Origin of the sequence: Parathalassolituus penaei, from assembly GCF_026626885.1 — a bacterium.
Taxonomy (GTDB): domain Bacteria; phylum Pseudomonadota; class Gammaproteobacteria; order Pseudomonadales; family Oceanobacteraceae; genus Oceanobacter; species Oceanobacter penaei.
Genome location: NZ_JAPNOA010000018.1, coordinates 77,339 through 95,123 on the forward strand (window position 1 = coordinate 77,339; position 17,785 = coordinate 95,123).

Here is a 17,785-nt window from a genome sequence, read left to right on the forward strand (position 1 = left end):
AGGAACAAAAGTTCATATATAGCTGGCAGGAGGGAACTCAATGCACAAACCCGGTAGCGCACCCTGGAACGCCAGTGACGCGCAACACATCATCGATCAACACAAGTCCAGGCCGGGTGCACTGCTGCCCATCCTGCATGCCATTCAGGATCACTTTGGCTGGATTCCTGATCAGTCGGTAGCCATGATTGCCACCGATCTGGGTGTCACTCGTGCCGAAGTTCATGGTGTGATCAGTTTTTACCATCACTTCCGCACCAAAGAGCCGGGTCGTCACGTGGTAGAAGTCTGCCGTGCTGAAGCTTGTCAGGCGCAGGGCTCGCGTGCTCTGGAAGCACATGCCAGGGCTTCGCTGGGCGTGGATTACCATCAGACCACCGCCGATCAGACCATTACCCTGGAGCCGGTGTATTGCCTCGGCAACTGTTCCTGTGGCCCGTCTGTGCGTATTGGTGACGAGATTCATGCCCGTGTGGACGCCAAACGTTTTGATGCACTCGTGGAAGAGCTGCGTACCGAACCGCTGACGCTGGCCTCTCTGGCTGCGCCGAATCTGGCCGTTTCCGAGCAGGAGGTGCCGTCATGAGCTGGACCATTCATGTTCCATCGGACACCACCGCCCGTGCACTGGGTAGTGATCGTCTGGTATCCGGCATTCAGGTGCTGGCACGTGAAGCCGGTGTTGAGCTGCACGTGCGTCGCAACGGTACTCGTGGCCTCTACTGGCTGGAGCCGCTGATTGAAGTCGATACCCCGAACGGCCGTTATGGTTTTGGCCCGGTGAATGATTCCGACCTTGATTCGCTGTTTGCCAGTGAATTCTGGAAGGGTGAGGTGGATCATCCGTTGGCTCTGGGACTGGTGGAAGAGCTTCCCTACCTGAAGCGTCAGCAGCGTCTGACGTTTGCCCGTCTGGGTCGTATTGATCCGCTGTCGCTGGACGATTACCGCGCCCACGCCGGTTTCCGTGGTCTCGAAAAAGCCCTGACTCTGGCGCCACAGGCGATTGTGGATGCGGTTAAAGAGTCCGGCTTGCGTGGTCGTGGTGGTGCAGCGTTCCCGACCGGCATCAAATGGCAGACCGTACTCGGTGCCAGTGCCGATCAGAAATACATCGTTTGTAACGCCGACGAAGGTGACTCCGGTACTTTCGCCGACCGTCTGGTGATGGAATGTGACCCTTATATGCTGATCGAAGGCATGACCATTGCTGGTCTGGCCGTTGGCGCAACCCAGGGTTATATCTATCTGCGTTCCGAATACCCGCAAGCCTTCCGTACCCTCAACAGCGCCATCGAACGCGCCTGTGAAGCCGGTTTGCTGGGCGCCAATATTCTCGGTTCCGGTTCTGATTTCCATCTGGAAGTCCGTCTGGGTGCCGGTGCCTATATTTGTGGTGAAGAAACCGCATTGCTGGAAAGCCTTGAAGGCAAGCGTGGCATGGTGCGCGCCAAGCCGCCGCTGCCGGCACTCGTGGGTCTGTTTGGCCGTCCGACGGTGGTGAACAACGTGCTGTCGCTGGCGGCTGTACCGTTTATTCTCGATCAGGGTGCGGCTGCTTATGCCGAATACGGCATGGGTCGTTCCCGTGGCACCTTGCCATTCCAGCTGGCGGGTAACGTCAAGCAGGGTGGTCTGGTGGAGCTGGCCTTTGGTCCGTCGCTGCGCGAGCTGATGTTTGAATTTGGCGGCGGTACCCGTAACGGTCGTGCGCTGCGTGCGGTGCAGGTGGGTGGCCCGCTGGGTGCCTATCTGCCAGAAAGCCAGTGGGATACTGCGCTGGATTATGAAGCCTTTGCCAAGGTCGGAGCGGTGCTCGGCCACGGTGGTGTGGTGATGTTTGACGATACCGTTGATATGGGCGAACAGGCTCGTTTCTCAATGGAATTCTGTGTGGCGGAGTCGTGTGGCAAGTGCACGCCGTGTCGTATCGGTTCTACCCGCGGGGTAGAAGTGATCGACCGCATTCGTGCTGGTGAACAGGTAGAGGCTAACCTTGAACTGTTGTCCGACCTCTGCGACACCATGCTGAATGGTTCATTGTGCGCCATGGGTGGCATGACACCGTTCCCGGTGCAAAGTGCGATGAAACACTTTGGTGAAGACTTCGTCAAAAACGCATCCGCCGCTGAGCTGGAGGCCTGATCATGCTGCAGTATTTTGATCCCAAGGTTAACCCTGTGGTTGACCACAACCGTGATTACGGCACCAAACCTTCGCTGAGCGAAAAACAGGTTGTGCTGGAAATCGACGGTATTGCCATTCAGGTTCCGGAAGGCACCTCGGTGATGCGTGCGGCAGCGATGGCCGATATCACCATCCCGAAACTGTGTGCCACCGATAACCTCGATGCTTACGGCTCCTGCCGTTTGTGTGCGGTGCAGATTGAAGGTCGTCGCGGTATGCCGGCTTCCTGTACCACACCAGTAGAGCAGGGCATGAAGGTCTGGACCCAGACCGATGCGCTGGCCAAGCTGCGTCGTAACATCATGGAACTGTACATCTCCGATCACCCGTTAGACTGTCTGACCTGTCCGGCCAACGGCAACTGCGAACTGCAGGATATGGCCGGTGCGGTGGGTCTGCGCGAAGTGCGTTATGGCTTCGAGGGTGAGAACCATCTGGAAGCGCCGAAAGATACCTCCAACCCGTATTTCACCTTCGATGGCAGCAAATGTATCGTCTGCTCCCGTTGTGTGCGTGCCTGTTCGGAAGTGCAGGGTACCTTTGCCCTGACGCTGGATGGTCGCGGTTTTGCGTCGAAAATTGCCGCTGGCCAGGATGAAGGTTTCCTCGATTCCGAGTGTGTGTCCTGTGGCGCCTGTGTGCAGGCGTGCCCAACCGCAACCCTGACCGAAAACTCGGTAATCAGCATGGGTCAGCCGGAACACAGCGTCGTCACCACTTGTGCCTACTGTGGTGTTGGCTGTTCGTTCAAGGCCGAAATGAAAGGCGACAAACTGGTTCGTATGGTGCCGTTCAAGGGCGGTGAAGCGAACCACGGTCACTCCTGTGTGAAAGGTCGTTTTGCCTTCGGTTACGCCACTCACAAGGATCGTATCCGTGTGCCAATGATCCGTGACAGCATCGACCAGCCATGGAAAGAAGTGAGCTGGGACGAAGCCATCGGTTTTGCGGCCAACCGTCTGCGCGCCATTCAGGCTGAACATGGCCGTGAGAGCATCGGTGGTATTACCTCCTCCCGTTGCACCAACGAAGAAGCCTATCTGGTTCAGAAACTGATCCGTACCGCGTTTGGTAACAACAACACCGACACCTGTGCTCGTGTGTGCCACAGCCCGACCGGTTATGGCCTCAAGCAGACCCTGGGTGAGTCCGCCGGTACCCAGACCTTTGACTCCGTGTTGAAGGCGGATTGTGTGCTGGTAATTGGTGCCAACCCGACCGACGCCCACCCGGTATTCGGTTCGCTGCTGCGTCGCCGTCTGCGTGAAGGTGCCAGCCTGATTGTGGCCGACCCGCGTCACATCGACCTGCTGGATACGCCGCACCTGACCAGTGCCATGCACTTGCCACTGCGTCCGGGTTCCAACGTGGCCATGGTGAATGCTCTGGCGCACGTGATTGTGACCGAAGGTCTGGAAGACCTGGATTTCATTCGTGAGCGTTGTGACAACGCTGCTTACCAGCAATGGCGAGCCTTTATTGCCGAAGAACGTAATTCTCCTGAACAGATGGAAGCGGTCACCGGTGTTAACGCCGAGCTGGTACGTCAGGCTGCCCGTGCCTACGCCAATGCCAACAACGCTGCCATTTATTATGGTCTGGGGGTGACTGAACACAGCCAGGGCTCCACCACGGTAATGGGTATTGCCAACCTCGCACTGGCGACCGGCAACATTGGTCGTGACGGTGTGGGTGTGAACCCGCTGCGTGGTCAGAACAACGTGCAGGGTTCCTGTGACATGGGTTCTTTCCCGCACGAGCTGCCAGGTTACCAGCACGTTGCCGACGACGTTGCCCGTGGCCGTTTTGAACAGGCATGGGGTGTCACCATTGATCATGAGCCGGGTCTGCGTATCCCGAACATGTTCAACGCGGCGATTTCCGGTCAGTTCCGCGCCATGTACGTACAGGGAGAAGACATTGCCCAGTCCGATCCGAACACCCAGCACGTTGAACAGGCGCTGCGTTCACTCGACTGCCTGATTGTCCAGGATATTTTCCTCAACGAAACCGCCAAGTTTGCCCACGTGCTGCTGCCGGGTTCTTCGTTCCTGGAGAAAAACGGTACTTTCACCAACGCCGAACGCCGTATCAACCGCGTACGCAAGGTGATGCCGCCGGTGGCGGGCAAGGAAGACTGGGAAGTAACCCAGATGCTGTCCAACGCCCTTGGTTATGCCATGAACTACCAGCATCCGTCTGAAATCATGGCGGAAATCGCCAGCCTGACGCCAAGCTTTGCCGGTGTCAGCTACGAAAAACTGGAAGAGTTTGGCAGCCTGCAATGGCCATGTAACGACGAAAACCCGCAAGGTTCGCCGATCATGCACGTGGAATCTTTCCCGATTGGTCAGGCCCGTTTTGCGGTTACCGAGTTTGTGGCGACCACTGAGCGTGCGACCCGTCGCTTCCCGCTGTTGTTGACTACTGGCCGTATCCTCAGCCAGTACAACGTGGGCGCCCAGACCCGTCGTACCGAGAACCAGGTATGGCACTCGGAAGACGTGCTGGAAATCCACCCGCACGATGCTGAAGAACGTGGCGTAAAAGACGGCGACTGGCTGGGTATCAGCAGTCGTGCTGGTCACACCGTGCTGCGCGCGCGCATCAGTGAGCGTATGCAGCCGGGTGTGGTGTACACCACTTTCCACCACCCACACAGTGGTGCCAACGTGATCACCACCGATAACTCCGACTGGGCAACCAACTGTCCGGAGTACAAGGTGACCGCGGTGCAGGTCGAGCGTGTAACCCAGCCGTCGGAATGGCAGAAGAACTTCCATGACAATCACCAGCGTCAGAACAAGTTCCTGAAAGACGCCACGACTGCGGTGGACCCGTCGTAATGAGCGGACGGGCGACTGACAACCCGGCACATACCGCGTTTGCGGTCACTCGCTGGCAGGGTTCTGCGCCGTTGGCGGCGCAGGATCAGCTGGCCGACGAAGTAGCCGTGGCGCTGGTGTTTAACGGTTTGTCGCATGTCGTGATGATGGCCAGCCCCACCGCATTGGCAGACTTTGCGTTGGGGTTCAGCCTGTCGGAAGGCATTGTCAGCAGCCCTGAGCAAATCTACGGCATCGATATCGTCAGCCGAACCGTTAATGGTGAGTTGGGGATTGAGGTTCAGGTAGAGCTGGCGACCGAGTGTTTTGTGCGTCTGAAAGAAAAGCGCCGCAACCTCGCCGGTCGTACCGGTTGTGGTTTGTGTGGGGCGGAATCGCTGCAACAGGCGGTTGCTGCTCCCCAGACTGTTCCGGTACAAGCGCTACCAGCATCGGAGTCCATCGAACGGGCGCTCGGTCAGCTGGTGGGGCAGCAGCCTTTGCAGGCCCTGACCGGAGCGGTACATGGCGCTGCGCTCTGTGATGCGGACGGCAATATTCGCCTGTTGCGTGAAGACGTTGGTCGTCACAACGCCCTCGACAAGCTGATTGGTGCCATGACCAGTGCCCGACTGCGTGATGCCGGTGACTTGCCGGTCGCTGAGCAGTCGTTTGTGCTGATCTCCAGTCGTGCCAGTTACGAAATGGTCAACAAGTGCTGCTCAACCGGTATTTCAACACTGGTGGCGGTATCGGCACCAACGGCGCTGGCGGTGAATCACGCTCGTATGGCTGGGCTTAACCTGATCGGCTTTGCTCGTCCGGGGCGTCATGTGATTTACAGCGAAGCGCTGGCAACCGATAACCACCCGCAACGTTCCTTACATCCAGAACAAGCACAACAATCCGTCTGTGGTCTGGTTTCCTGACCGGAAGCCGCCGCACTGGGAGGTGTATATGAGTGATAAACAACACGAAAGTGAACAGGACCATCTGGTTCGTATGATCAACCAGATCGCCCACAACAACAGCGCCGCTGGTGATCATGAGGCCATCGCCGATGTGGTGGCTGGGCATGTGAAAAAATTCTGGCCACGTCGTATGAAAGGCCATCTGGCTGAATGCCTTGATAACGGTGGTGACGTATTGCACCCGGCGGCTCGTTTGGCCGGTGAGCGTCTGCGTGATGATGGCCATCTGCAGGATGTGCAACCGCACGAACGCGGATAAGCACCGCCTCCGGTGTTAGTTCCAAACCCGGTGTTAGTTCCAAACCCGGTGTTAGTTCCAAACAAAAAGGCCCGGCTGATTTCTCAGCCGGGCCTTTTTGTTTTATCGCGATACGGTCAGACGGTGCAGTGGGTTGGCACGGCACCGTCATGTGCCGGTTATCAGGCGAATACGAAGTACTTGCGAACGGTTTCAACCACTTCCCAGGTACCTTTCATGCCTGGTTCGATCACAAACACGTCACCGGCTTTCAGGTGTTTAGGCTCTTCACCTTCCGGGGTGATGATGCAGTAACCATCCAGAAAGTGGCAGAACTCCCACTTCTCGTAGTTCACCTCGAACTTGCCTGGGGTGCAGATCCAGGTACCCATGATCTTGCTGCCGTCGGCTGACAGGTAAGCGTTCAGGTTCACAGTGTGCGGGTCGCCGCCGATACGCTTCCACTTGGTGGCATCCACCACCGGAGTCGGGCAGGTTTCACGCAGAACGGTAATAAAATCAGACATCTCAGCTCCAGAGCGAAGGATAAGTGATTGGTCATTCTAGGGAGGAAGGATAGGGTGGGTTTGTCTGTTGCCGACCTGCTCGTGAGGGATGACGTCGGTAATGTGTAAATCGCAAGCGAGCCGTCGGGCGTCAGTTTCAGAGCGGGAATCTGGTTTATGATTCGGCTCATTGGCGCTGTCTGGCGCAGTGTTCGCTTTTACAGGATCTGACATGGAACTGATCAGAAAACGGATTGAAGCCCAGGTGATGAGCCTGACCGGCTTGTCGTTGAATACCATTGATTACGAAAACCCGCCGGGTGATCCCGGCCTGTTTGGGCAGGATGCGGTGTGCTGGCGGGTGCACAGTGATTTCCCCTCAATGCTCTGTGGCGGCATCGGTGCCCTGATGCTGCAGATGATGCATCCGCTGGCGCTGGCGGGCGTCTGGGATCACTCCAACTTTCGCGCGGATATGCTCGGGCGACTGCGGCGTACCAGCCAGTTTATTGCCGGAACAACCTTTGCCGCGACCGCTGATGCCAATGCCTTGATCAGCCGGGTGCGGCGAATGCACGATCAGGTGTCTGGTATGCATCCGGACGGTCGCTCGTATTCAGCCAACGACCCGGAATTACTGACCTGGGTGCATGTCGCCGAGGTGCGCAGTTTTCTGACCTCTTACCTGCGTTACCGTAATCCGGATATGAGCCTGGCTGATCAGGATCGGTATTTTGAAGAAGTGGCCCTGATCGCCGAGCGGCTGGGGGCGGTGGATGTACCGAAATCCCGCAAGGCGGTGGATGACTGGATCCAACAACGCCGTCCACAGCTGGTGTTTGATGAACGCACGGCTGAGGTGCAGCAGTTGTTGTTGAATGCCCCGGCTCCGAATGTGATGGCCAGGCCGGTGGGGTATCTGATGACGCAAGCCGGTTTGTCGTTGCTGCCGGATTGGGCGCAGGACATGGCCAGAATTCGTTTTTCCCCACGTCAGCAATGGCTGATTGATACCGGCATGAAAGGGTTGGGTGGCACACTGCGCTGGGCGATTCGTAATGGTGCCTCGAACCGGGCGAGACGGCGGATGGCTGCGCGTCCCGGATGACGCCTTCGGCTCTTCCGGGCTACGTGTGGTGGTTCAGTGGCTGGGTTGTCCGCTTGTTAATTGGCCAGGCCTTTTGCCCTCTTGGGGGACCTTGTCCCCCGGCCGGGCGGGCCTCCTCCTGCTTTTGCCCGCTGGGCTCGTATTCCCGGTATTTCCCGACAACGGCGTTTCGACCCCGGCCAGATGGCACATCCCTGTGCCAACGGGCCTTGCGGGGCATCCATGCCCCGGCTGGGTCGGCCGTTGCGGTGAATCCCGGCTCGCCCAGATGGGCAATTAACGGTGGCCAGCTGCGCTGGGTTAAAACGGTGTGTTGCTGAATGCTGCTCGCCCGACGCCCGACGCCCGACGCCCGACGCCCGATCCGAGCGCGGCCCGGCCCGACGATTATTTGATCAGCGCAATTCTTCTCAGCGACCGCTTGGCGTTGCTTTCAAATCTCGAGCTCTGTTGCAGGGTTTCTTCTACAAACGCGAGGTGGTTGTTGACGGCCTGGCGGGCGGCGTTGGCGTCGCGCTTGAGGACGGCTTCACACAGCGAGCGGTGTTGTTCGAGGATTTCTTCGCGGCGACCTTCTTCGGTGTAGAGGTAGGTGAGGTTGGTGGCGATGGTCTGTTTGAACAGGCTGAACAGCGCCCGCATGCTGTGGAGCAGGACGGCGTTGTGGGAGGCTTCGGCAATCGACAGGTGAAAGCGCCAGTCGAGTTCGGCTTCGGCTTTGGCGCCGAGGCGTTTGTTATGGCCGTCGAGCCATTCGTTAAAACGACGCTGGATGATTTCGTGGTCTGATTCGGTGGCGCGTTCGGCGGCGTAGTGGGCTGCCACTTCTTCCATCGCGTGGCGGAATTCCAGCAGGTCGTAGTTGAACTCCGGGTGGGTCTGGAACAGGCCCATTAACGGGTCGGCCAGCGACATTCCCAGTTGTTCGGTTACAAACGTGCCGCCGCCCTGACGGCGCGTGACCAGTCCTTTGGCTTCAAGCTTCTGCAGCGCTTCTCGTACCGAGGGACGCGACACTTCAAACTGGGTGGCCAGATCACGCTCAGGTGGCATTTTTTGCCCCGGTTCCAGGCTGCCTTCAATGATCATGGATTCCAGACGCTCGGCGATGATTTCCGAAATCTTGCGACTCTGGATACGTTCAGACATGTAGGGCACTCCGCGTCAGGCGTTGGGTTATTTGGATCATGGAAGGACAGATAGCTGCAAAAACACGTTCCGTGGTTGACGGAAAAGAGTTGCGGCGCTAACGTTGCTTTATGAATTTGGGTAAATGGTAATACCAATTTTAAAAAAAGCAACCCTGACGAGTGCATACCCATGAGTCTTCCTGATCGAATTTATCCCTCTCGCCCTGAACAGGTGTACCTCGTTGGTACTTGCCTGGTTGACAGTTTTTATCCCGATGCTGGTATGGATGCCATTCACCTGCTGCAGTCTTGTGGTGTGCAGGTGATTTTCCCGCAAGACCAGAGCTGCTGCGGCCAGCCGGCCTGGAACTCTGGCTACGAAGACGAAGCCCGTGCGGTGGCCCGTACCCAGCTGGAGGCCTTTGCGGCGGACATTCCGGTGGTGGTGATGATGGGTTCCTGCGCCGGCATGATGCATCTGGAGTACCCGCGTGTGTTCGCCGGTCAGCCAGAAGAAAAGCGTGCATTGGCGTTGGCGGCGCGTACCTATGAGTTCTCGGAATTCATGGTAAATGTGCTCAATTATCAGCCAATGAAAGATGGTAAGACCAGTTATCAGCCGCTGCGTGTGGCGCTGCATACCTCCTGCAGTGCCCGTCGTGGCATGCAGGTGGCGGCTGAACACAAGGCGCTGGTGGAATCCCTGCCGGGTGTGCAGGTGGTGGAACCGGCTCGTGTCACCGAGTGCTGTGGTTTTGGCGGTACGTTCTCGGTGAAGCAGGGCGATATTTCGGCGGCGATGGCGGCAGACAAGGCTGATGCCATGGCGGCGACCGGTGCTGATTGTATCGTCAGTGCCGACTGCGGCTGTCTGATGAATATCGGTGGCACGCTGGAGAAACAGGGCCGTCCGATGGCCACCAAACACCTCGCCACCCTGTTGTGGGAATCTGCTGTGGAGGCCGGGAAATGAGCGAAAACCGTATTGAAATGCAGCAGATCGTGGATCAGGAAGAGCACGATTTTGCCGATATGAAAGCCCGTCATTTCAAGGCGCGGGCGAAAATGGCGCTGGAAAACGAAACCCTGCGCGCCAGTTTTCGTGGTGCCAGCGATTTTCTGATGGCCAAACGCAAATCGGTATTCCCGGACGACGAAGAGCTTGAGGCTCTGCGTGATCGTGGCGAAGCCGCGCGTCAGCGCAGCCTGCAGGATCTGCCCGAGCTGCTGGAAATGCTGGAAGCCAACCTCACCCGTAACGGTGTGCAGGTGCACTGGGCGGAAACCGCCGATGATGCCTGCAAGATCATTCACGGCATTATGGAAGCCGGTAATGCCAAAACCCTGGTGAAGGGTAAATCCATGGTCAGCGAGGAAATCGAGCTGAACCATTATCTGGAAAAGAAAGGCATCGAATGTCTGGAAAGTGATATGGGCGAATACCTGGTACAGCTGGGTAACGAAGCGCCATCCCATATCGTGATGCCGGTGATCCACAAGAACAAACGCCAGATCGCCCGTCTGATGCACACCCGTGCCACCACACCCGATGGTGAGCCGGTGCCGTACAGCGAAGACGTGGATGATCTGATTGGTAACGCCCGGGCGATTCTGCGCGAGAAATTCCGCAACGCCGACGCCGGTCTGTCTGGCGTGAACATGGCCATCGCCGAAACCGGCACCCTGTTGCTGGTGGAAAACGAAGGCAACGGCCGGATGAGCACCACGGTGCCGCCGATCCACATCGCCGTGACCGGTATCGAAAAAGTGGTGCGCAGCCTCACCGACGTGCCGGAGTTGCTGACCCTGTTGCCGCGCTCGGCCACCGGCCAGCTGATCACCACGTACGTCAATATGATCTCTGGCCCACGTCAGCCGGGCGAGCTGGATGGTCCGCAACAGGTGCATCTGGTGCTGGTCGATAACGGCCGTTCCCGTATGTACAACCACCCGCAGTTAAAACCGACCCTGCAGTGTATTCGTTGTGGCGCCTGTATGAACCATTGCCCGGTGTACGCCCGTGTCGGTGGTCATGCCTATGGCTCGACCTATCCGGGGCCGATTGGTCAGGTGGTCACGCCGCAGTTGGGGAACGCCGGTGGTCTGGCCGCCAATGGCGACATGATCAACGCCTGCTCGCTGAACGGTGCCTGTGGTGAAGCCTGTCCGGTGCGGATTCCGCTGCCGGATCTGATTCGTGAATTGCGTGCCGAAGCCGCCCGTCCGGCCACCGCGACCGCACTGGGGATGCCCGTTCCGGGCACCGGTAGCCGTCGTAACCTCGGCGAAAGCCTGATCTGGACCGGCTGGAGCACCATTTACAAGGTGCCGTTCCTGTACCGCACCAGCACTCGTCTGATGGGACTGGGCCGCAGCCTGATGCCGGGCAAACTGGCGCCATGGACCAATACCCGTTCCATGCCGAAACCCGCTGCTCGCAGTCTGCACCAGCTGGCGCGTGATGCCGGTGTGCCGTCCACAGCAGAAGAAGCCCGTTACCAGAACAAGCAGCGTCAGGCGGAGGAAAAATAATGAGTGCCCGTAACAATATTCTCAGCCGTTTGCGTGCTGGCAAGGCCAACCAGCAAGTGGCGTCCAGTCGTGCGGAATTACCGCCGCTGGCACGCCTGCCGGAAGCCCAGCGCAAGGCGCGCTTTATGGAGCTGATGACCGCCAGCCATGCCGACATCGTTGAGTGCACGGATGCCAACTGGCAGCAGGTGCTGCAGAACCTGTTGGCTGAACGCGGCGTGCGTCATCTGTTGATGGGTGACTCCGACGCCAACCGCGAGCTGCAAGCCGCACTCGATGCCGGTCTGCCAGCTCTGGAAATCCGTCTGTATCAGAGCGCCATGCAAGCACCACAGGATCAAAGCCCGGTGCGCGGTGAATTGTTCACCAACACCGATGCTGGCTTCAGTCGCGCTATCGCAGCGCTGGCGGAAACCGGATCGCTGGTGGTCTGCACCGGTCCGGAAGAGCCGCGCACGGTGTCGCTGGTGCCACCACTGAGCATTGTGCTGGTACGCGAAGCCGATCTGTTGTCGGGTGTGACCGAGCTGATGACCAGCCGTCCGTGGAATCCCGACCAGTTTGGCGCCAGTGGTATGCCCACCAACCTGCTGCTGATTTCCGGCCCGAGTAAAACTGCCGATATCCAGCAGACCCTGGCGTATGGGGCTCATGGCCCGAAAGAGCTGGTGGTGCTCTGGATCGGAGATTGAACCACGCATAAGGGCGCCGGGCTGTGTTGCGTCCTCGCGAGCCCCTTCGCCTACCACCTGGTATGTCTCGGGTGCTCGCTGCGGGGCGCCTTGCCCGGCATCCCTTCTGCTGTGTTCCGGGACTACAGGCTTTTCCTGAACGCAGCGTAGGAGTCCGGCGCAGCAGGTTCCACTTCTGGCTCCCGCGCCGGAACGAGGAAAAAGCGTCTGGCGTCCGACCTCAGGCGTCCGGCGACTAAAACAAGCGTCAGGCGTCCGACCTCAGGCGTCCGGCGACTAAAACAAGCGTCAGGCGTCCGACTTCAGACGTCTGACCCCAAAAAAAGCGTCTGACTTCTGGCGTCAGACGATAAAAAAAACAGCAGGAACACACCATGAAAGCGGAATATCAGGCCTTTATTAATGACTTGTCGCGGGTAGTTGATAACGCTCGCATCATTACCGATCCACTGCGTACGCTGGCGTTTGGCACCGATGCCAGTTTCTATCGCCTGATTCCGCAGGCGGTGGTGATGGTCGATAACGAGTCAGAAGTGGTGCAGCTGCTGTTGCTGGCTGCCCAGCACAAGGTCCACGTCACCTTCCGCGCGGCGGGCACCAGCCTGTCCGGGCAAGCGGTGACCGATGGAATCCTGGTGCGCCTGTCTGCCAACTGGAACGGTTCGGAAGTGCTGGATAACGGTGCCCGTATTCGCCTGCAGCCAGGTGTAGTGGGGGCACATGCTAACCGCAAACTGCTGCCGTTCCAGCGCAAGATTGGCCCGGACCCAGCGTCGATCAACGCCTGTAAAATCGGCGGTATTGTTGCCAACAACGCCTCCGGTATGTGTTGTGGTACGGCCCAGAATACCTATCAGACACTGGCCTCCATGCGTCTGGTGCTGGCCGACGGTACTCGTCTGGATACGGCCGATCCGGCCTCTCGTGAAGCGTTCCGCAAGGCTCAGCCAGAGCTGATTCAGGCACTGGAGCAAATGCGCGATGAAGTGGCGGCCAACGACACCCTCAATCAGCGTATTCGCAAGAAATTCGCCATCAAGAACACCACCGGTTACAGCCTTAATGCGCTGCTGGATTTTAACGATCCGATCGACATTCTGATGCACCTGATGGTGGGCTCTGAGGGCACCCTCGGTTTTGTCTCCGAAGTGATCTACAACACCGTTGAAGAGCATGCCTTCAAGGCCTCGGCACTGCTGATGTTTGCCGACATTGAACTGACCAGCAAAGCCGTAACCGCGCTGTCTACCGCTCCGGTCGCCGCGGTGGAGCTGATGGATCGTCCGGGTTTGCGCTCGGTACAGGACAAGCCGGGGATGCCGCCTTACCTGAAAGAGCTGGGTGACGACGTGGCGTGTTTGCTGGTGGAAGTGCGTGGTTGTACCGCCGCCGAGCTGGATCAGAAACTGACGGCGGTGATTCTGGCACTGGAGCCGTTCGACTGCCTGTACGGCAAGGAATTTACCACCGACGCCGCGACCTGCCAGCTGTACTGGAATATCCGTAAGGGTCTGTTCCCGGCGGTGGGGGCGGTGCGTGAAAAAGGCACCACGGTCATTATTGAAGACGTGGCGTTCCCGGTGGAAGCACTGGCACCCGCGGTGCTGGAGCTGCAATCGCTGCTGCGTAAATACCGTTACGACGAGGCCATTATTTTCGGCCACGCCCTGTCCGGTAACCTGCACTTTGTGTTCACCCAGAACTTCACCGATCCGGCTGAAATCCAGCGTTATGCCGATTTTATGGATGAGGTATGTGTGCTGGTGGTGGGTCGTTACGACGGTTCCCTCAAGGCCGAACACGGCACTGGCCGTAACATGGCACCGTTTGTGGAAATGGAGTGGGGCGCTCAGGCCTACGACCTGATGTGGCGCATCAAGGAAGCCTTCGACCCGAAAGGCATTCTGAACCCGGATGTGGTGTTAACCCGCAACCTGCGTTCCCACATTGAAAACCTCAAGCCGATTCCGGAAGCCGATGATCTGGTCGATCCTTGTATCGAGTGTGGTTTCTGCGAGCCGGTGTGTCCGTCCCGTAACCTGACCCTGACTCCGCGTCAGCGCATTGTGGTGATGCGTGAGCTCAAGCGTCAGGAGCGTGAAGGCAAAAACGCCGATTACGAGCAGCTGCTGGGTGATTTCCAGTACATGGGGATTGATACCTGCGCTGCCGACGGTCTGTGCAGCACCGCCTGCCCGGTGTACATCAATACCGGTGATCTGGCGCGCAAACTGCGCAGCCAGCGTAACGCCGGACATGCTGGCACCGCGCAATGGCTGGCCGATCACTTTGAAGGCGTGTCTTGTGGTACCCGTACTGGCCTGAAAATGGTGGATGTTACCCGTTCTGTGGTAGGTGACACGGTGCTGGAAGCGGTCAGCAAGGTGGCGACGGCGGTCAGTTTTGGCAAGCTGCCAACCTGGCACAACGCAATGCCGCAGGCGGCGGATAAACAGGAGCCTGCCCATATTCCGGCGGCATCGTCCGATCTGGTGTATTTCCCGAGCTGTGCCAGCCGTGCCATGGGCCCGGCCAAACAGGATGCCGATCAGCGCAGCCTGCAGCAGGTAACGCTGGAGCTGGCCCGCAAGGCTGGCCTGACATTGGGTCAGCTCGATGATCAGGATGGCCACTGCTGTGGTATGCCGTTTGAATCCAAAGGCCACTTCGCCCAGGCCGATGAACTGCGTGAAAAGCTCAATCAGGCGCTGCTGAAGGCATCGGATAACGGTCGTATTCCGGTGCTGATTGATACCAGCCCATGTGTATTCCGCATGAGCCAGAAGCTTGATCCGCGTATCCAGCTGCTCGACCCGATCCGCTTCGCCAACCAGTATCTGGTGCCGCGTCTGGATATCCAGCCAACGGACGACCGGGTCGCAGTGCACGTTACCTGTTCGACCACCAAGGCAGGTCTGGGTAATGAGCTGATTGAACTGGCAAAAGCCTGCTCGACCCAGGTAGTGGTGCCGGAAGAAATCACCTGCTGCGGGTTTGCCGGTGACAAGGGCTTTGTGATTCCGGAACTGAACGCGTCGGCGCTGAAGCCTCTGAAGGGCCAGGTGCAGGAGTGCAAGGAAGGGATTTCAACCAGCCGTACCTGTGAGATTGGCCTGGCCAAAAACAGCGGTATTCCGTATCACTCGATGTTCTATCTGCTGGATCGGGTCAGCTCGCCTCGCAAGGGTTGAGCATTGATTGCCGGCGTTGCCCGGCGTAGCTGGCTGCTCACGATCTGCACGGCTTTTTAATTTGCTGCACCGCTTGCCCTCTTGGGGGACCTTGTCCCCCGGCCGGGCGGGCCTCCCCCTGCTTTTGCCCGACTGGGCTCGTTTACCCGAAATTCCCCGACAACGGCTTTTCGACCCCGGCCCGATGGCACATCCCTGTGCCAACGGGCCTTGCGGGGCATCCATGCCCCGGCTGGGTCGGCCGTTGCGGTGAATCCCGGCTCGCCCAGATGGGCATTTTGTAGCCACCTTCGGTGGGGTAAATCGGTGTAAATAGATGCTCTGTTGTAGGGTGGGCATTTATGCCCACCAAAATCACGCCCGACGCCCGACGCCCGACGCCCGACGCCCGACAGGCATCTGATCGACATCCATTGCCAGCTCAGGCCTTGAGTTCTGTTACGGTCATAACATGACGCTGGATTGCTGACATTGTTGTGATCGACAGCTGCGGTATCGACCGTCTGGCGCTCTTGATGGTGGATGCAACACTTGCTCCGGAATGCCTGCTCTATACTGGTTGGGTTATCAACCAGGAGTGGGTGGATATGGCAAGGACTTCCGTTTTCAAAGAGCGTGAGCTTCTGCGGGATCGTGCTCTGGATACCATGTTGGAGCACTCGGAAACCGGCATCGCTGTCATTGATCGGCAGCTGATCTACCGCTTTATCAATCCTACTCTTGCCCGCTTTAATGGCCCGTCGGTGGAAGAACACGTCGGCCGTTCTATTCATGAAGTGCTCCCTGAGCTTGCCCCTATGGCTGCCCCATTATTGCAGCGGGTGCTGGACCATGGCGAACCTCTGCGTAATTTTGAAATTCGTGTGCCAACTCCCAGTGTGCAGGAAGAAGATTCCCTGTGGCTGGCATCCTATTTACCTATCTGGTCGGAAGACAAGGAACAGTCGGAAGTTATCGGAATTCTGGCAATTGCTGAAAACGAAACACTGGTGAAAAAACTTGAACGCTCACGGCGTGAAGCGAGCGAGTTGGTGCAGCGAGTGATCGACAGTTTGTATGCTTTTGTTGGCATTCTGGCGTTGGACGGTACTGTTCTGGACTGTAACCGTGCTCCATTGGAGGCGGCCGGTATTGATATAAAGGAAGTTGCTGGTCACAAGTTCTGGGAATGCTTGTGGTGGAATTACGACCAGGATCTGCAGGCTCAGTTGCAGTTCTGGATTCAGGCTGCTGCCCGCGGCGAAATCATCCGTCAGGATGTGGTGGTGCGGATGGCGAATGACTCCCGCATGACTATCGACTTTATGCTGGCGCCCCTGCGCGATGCCAATGGCCACATTACCCACCTGATTCCTTCAGCCAGTGATGTCTCGGATCGAGTTGCCAGTGAACAGCAGTTAAAAGCCAGTGAAGACCGTTTTCGGAGGGTGGTTGACAGCACACTAAACGCACTGCTGCTGATTGATAATGAAGGCAACATCCACCTTGCTAATCAGCGTGCGGCCGAAATGTTCGGTTATCCCATGGAGCAACTTATGAATCTGCGGGTGGATGATCTGGTGCCGATTGAACGTCGTCATCATCATAAGGGATTACGCAGCGGATATTTCCAGCATCCGGAGGCACGGGCCATGGCGCTGCGTCAGGAGTTATTTGCCTGTCGTCAGGATGGCAGCCTGTTTCCGGTGGAGGTGGGGTTAACGCCGTTGTGGTTCAGTGAAGGCATGCGGGTGCTGGCCACCGTGGTGGATGTATCAGTACAAAAGTCCAATCAGGCCGAACTGGTGCGGGCGCTGGAAGAAAAAACCGTCCTGTTGAATGAGGTGCATCACAGGGTAAAAAACAATCTGCAGGTGGTGTCGAGTCTGCTCAGCCTGCAGGCCCGTAATGTGCCGGAGGATGCCAGGGTCTATTTGCAGGAAAGCCAGGATCGTATTCGGGCCATGGCCTTGATCCACCAATTGTTGTACGAGCAGAAAAGCTTCGATCGGGTGGATATTGCCTCGTACGCCCAGCGCCTGATGGGATTATTGCGTCGCAGTTACCTGACCGGTCCGGGTATTCGGGTCGTGATGGATGCACCCGAGCAGCTGTTTGTGCCCTTGGAAGTCGCCCAGCCCTTCGGTTTGTTACTGAACGAGCTGGTGACCAACTCCATCAAACATGCCTTCCGGGGGCGTGACAGTGGCGAGATTTGTCTGACCATGGAAGAAGCGGGGGATCTGGTGCGCATTCGTATTGCTGACGATGGTGTGGGTTTGCCGGGTGGCGTCGAAATTGGCAAAGGCCGCAGCCTCGGCTTCCAGCTGGTGCCAGGGCTGGTGGAGCAAATGGGCGCACAACTGGCGCGGCTTGATGTGGCAGGAACCTGTTTTGAGCTGACCTTTTCACGCGGGGGTGTATGA

The 17,785-nt window shown here is 58.0% G+C and carries 13 protein-coding genes; 11 read left to right on the top strand and 2 right to left on the bottom strand.

Annotated features, from left to right (window positions below; all coding sequences use genetic code 11):
* Positions 1-40: 40 nt before the first annotated feature.
* From OUO13_RS05045 to OUO13_RS05065, 5 genes are read left to right on the top strand one after another with little or no spacing between them, the layout of a single operon-like run.
* Entirely contained in the window at positions 41-586 is a 546-nt protein-coding gene (locus tag OUO13_RS05045) for a formate dehydrogenase subunit gamma (RefSeq protein WP_283172766.1), read from the top strand.
* The gene (locus tag OUO13_RS05050) at positions 583-2,145 is read left to right on the top strand and encodes a formate dehydrogenase beta subunit (protein ID WP_283172767.1); all 1,563 of its coding nucleotides are present in this window, start codon (positions 583-585) and stop codon (positions 2,143-2,145) included. Before OUO13_RS05045 ends, OUO13_RS05050 begins: the two co-directional genes overlap by 4 nt.
* Positions 2,146-2,147: 2 nt before the next feature.
* On the top strand, positions 2,148-5,033 hold the full coding sequence (gene fdhF / locus OUO13_RS05055; RefSeq protein WP_283172768.1) for a formate dehydrogenase subunit alpha: 2,886 nt from the start codon (positions 2,148-2,150) through the stop codon (positions 5,031-5,033).
* A complete protein-coding gene (gene fdhD / locus OUO13_RS05060; RefSeq protein ID WP_283172769.1) occupies positions 5,033-5,941 on the top strand; it encodes a formate dehydrogenase accessory sulfurtransferase FdhD in 909 nt (302 codons plus the stop codon). Before fdhF ends, fdhD begins: the two co-directional genes overlap by 1 nt.
* A gap of 28 nt (positions 5,942-5,969) precedes the next feature.
* Complete coding sequence (locus tag OUO13_RS05065) at positions 5,970-6,242, top strand: formate dehydrogenase subunit delta (protein ID WP_283172770.1); 273 nt, start codon at positions 5,970-5,972, stop codon at positions 6,240-6,242.
* Between the two features lie 161 nt (positions 6,243-6,403).
* On the opposite strand, the gene OUO13_RS05070 is transcribed toward OUO13_RS05065, so the two are convergent.
* Positions 6,404-6,748: a cupin domain-containing protein gene (locus tag OUO13_RS05070; protein ID WP_003258412.1), complete on the bottom strand. Its 345-nt coding sequence runs from the start codon at positions 6,746-6,748 to the stop codon at positions 6,404-6,406.
* A 211-nt stretch (positions 6,749-6,959) separates the two neighbouring features.
* Here OUO13_RS05070 and OUO13_RS05075 point away from each other — a divergent pair, with 211 nt between their 5' ends.
* A complete protein-coding gene (locus OUO13_RS05075; protein ID WP_283172771.1) occupies positions 6,960-7,835 on the top strand; it encodes an oxygenase MpaB family protein in 876 nt (291 codons plus the stop codon).
* A gap of 387 nt (positions 7,836-8,222) precedes the next feature.
* Here the strand turns inward: OUO13_RS05075 and OUO13_RS05080 are convergent, their stop codons facing one another.
* Positions 8,223-8,984, bottom strand: coding sequence for a GntR family transcriptional regulator (locus OUO13_RS05080; RefSeq protein ID WP_283172772.1), 762 nt, complete (start codon positions 8,982-8,984; stop codon positions 8,223-8,225).
* A gap of 171 nt (positions 8,985-9,155) precedes the next feature.
* On the opposite strand from OUO13_RS05080, the gene OUO13_RS05085 reads away from it, so the two are divergent.
* From OUO13_RS05085 to OUO13_RS05105, 5 genes are all read left to right on the top strand, one after another.
* Complete coding sequence (locus tag OUO13_RS05085; protein WP_283172773.1) at positions 9,156-9,938, top strand: (Fe-S)-binding protein; 783 nt, start codon at positions 9,156-9,158, stop codon at positions 9,936-9,938.
* Positions 9,935-11,497, top strand: coding sequence for a LutB/LldF family L-lactate oxidation iron-sulfur protein (locus tag OUO13_RS05090; RefSeq protein WP_283172774.1), 1,563 nt, complete (start codon positions 9,935-9,937; stop codon positions 11,495-11,497). Before OUO13_RS05085 ends, OUO13_RS05090 begins: the two co-directional genes overlap by 4 nt.
* Positions 11,497-12,189 (top strand): LutC/YkgG family protein, encoded by a 693-nt coding sequence (locus OUO13_RS05095; protein WP_283172775.1) that lies wholly within the window; start codon positions 11,497-11,499, stop codon positions 12,187-12,189. Before OUO13_RS05090 ends, OUO13_RS05095 begins: the two co-directional genes overlap by 1 nt.
* Positions 12,190-12,563: 374 nt before the next feature.
* On the top strand, positions 12,564-15,380 hold the full coding sequence (locus OUO13_RS05100; RefSeq protein WP_283172776.1) for an FAD-binding and (Fe-S)-binding domain-containing protein: 2,817 nt from the start codon (positions 12,564-12,566) through the stop codon (positions 15,378-15,380).
* 476 nt (positions 15,381-15,856) lie between these two features.
* Entirely contained in the window at positions 15,857-17,785 is a 1,929-nt protein-coding gene (locus tag OUO13_RS05105) for a PAS domain S-box protein (RefSeq protein WP_283172777.1), read from the top strand.